This window comes from Mesorhizobium sp. M5C.F.Ca.IN.020.32.2.1 (genome assembly GCF_004023105.1).
GTDB lineage: Bacteria > Pseudomonadota > Alphaproteobacteria > Rhizobiales > Rhizobiaceae > Mesorhizobium > Mesorhizobium wenxiniae.
Map to the genome: position 1 here is coordinate 1 of NZ_RZSX01001222.1, position 1,426 is coordinate 1,426.

A 1,426-nucleotide genomic window follows, 5' to 3' on the forward strand; every position below is an offset into this window, starting at 1 on the left:
CGATGACGTCGAACAGCGCGACGGCTTCCTTCGCCTTATTCGATTGCAGTGGACCGATCAGATGCAGTTCGATGTCGGGGAAGGCTTCCTTCAGCGCCGGCCATTTGGCTTGTGCTTCCTGGACGCGGTTCTCGCCGAAGATACTCTGGCCGGCTTCGATGACCGGGCTGATATCGGCGGCGTCGAAGGTCTTCGAGACCGCGACCAGCGTCACCGCGCCGGCTTGCCGTCCTGCCCCGCGCTCGGCGGCGGTGATCTTCGCCTTGACCGTGAAAAACTGTTCGACGGCGCTCGCCATGCCCATATCTGCCCCTAGTTTCTATCCTCACCGGATCGCCGCAGTTGACGGGTCCGGCAATCCATGGTGAACACCGCGACGTCATTTCCTGAGCCGCCGGGCATTGTCCGGCCGTTCGCGCCTGCTTTTTAAGTGAAAAACATCCGATGGCAACCGAACGATACAATCCGCGCGCATCAGAGCCCAAATGGCAGAAGGCATGGGACGCCAAGAAGCTGTTCGAGGCTGACAACGACGACCCGCGGCCGAAATATTACGTGCTCGAGATGTTCCCTTATCCGTCGGGGCGCATCCATATCGGCCATACCCGCAACTACACGATGGGCGACGTGGTGGCGCGCTACAAGCGAGCCAAGGGTTTCAACGTGCTGCACCCGATGGGCTGGGATGCCTTCGGCATGCCAGCCGAGAACGCGGCGATGCAGAACAAGGTCCATCCCAAGGACTGGACCTACCAGAACATCGCCGCCATGCGCGAGCAGCTCAAGGTGATGGGTCTGTCGCTCGACTGGGCACGCGAATTCGCGACCTGCGATGTCGACTACTACCACCGCCAGCAGATGCTGTTCCTCGATTTCGTCGAGAAGCGGCTGGTGACGCGCAAATCTTCCAAGGTCAATTGGGATCCGGAGGACATGACGGTGCTTGCCAACGAGCAGGTCATCGACGGACGCGGCTGGCGCTCGGGCGCGCTGGTCGAACAGCGCGAGCTGACGCAGTGGTTCTTCAGGATCACCGATTATGCGCAGGATCTGCTGGACTCGCTGGAAGGCCTCGACGAATGGCCGGAAAAAGTGAAGCTGATGCAGGCGAACTGGATCGGCCGTTCGGAAGGCCTGCTGATCCGCTGGCCGCTGGCCACTCCAGTCGACGGCGAAGATGAGCTGGAAGTCTACACGACGCGGCCCGACACCATCTTCGGCGCCTCCTTCATGGCGGTCGCAGCTGATCATCCGCTGGCGAAGAAGGCGGCCGAAAGCAATCCGGCGCTGGCCAAGTTCATCGACGAGGTTCGCCATATGGGCACTTCAGTGGCGGCACTGGAGACAGCCGAGAAGAGGGGTTTCGATACCGGCATCCGCGTCGTCCATCCGATCGACGAGACGTGGACGCTGCCTGACTATGTCG

1 protein-coding gene and 1 pseudogene are annotated in these 1,426 nt (G+C 61.3%); one reads left to right on the forward strand and one right to left on the reverse strand.

Annotation, left to right across the window (positions count from 1 at the left end):
- A pseudogene (locus tag EOA86_RS34590) lies at positions 1-298 on the reverse strand (YggS family pyridoxal phosphate-dependent enzyme); the annotation flags it as partial.
- 146 nt (positions 299-444) lie between these two features.
- Here EOA86_RS34590 and EOA86_RS34595 point away from each other — a divergent pair.
- Positions 445-1,426 (forward strand): class I tRNA ligase family protein (locus EOA86_RS34595; protein WP_164892323.1); only part of this gene is annotated, 982 nt, incomplete at its 3' end.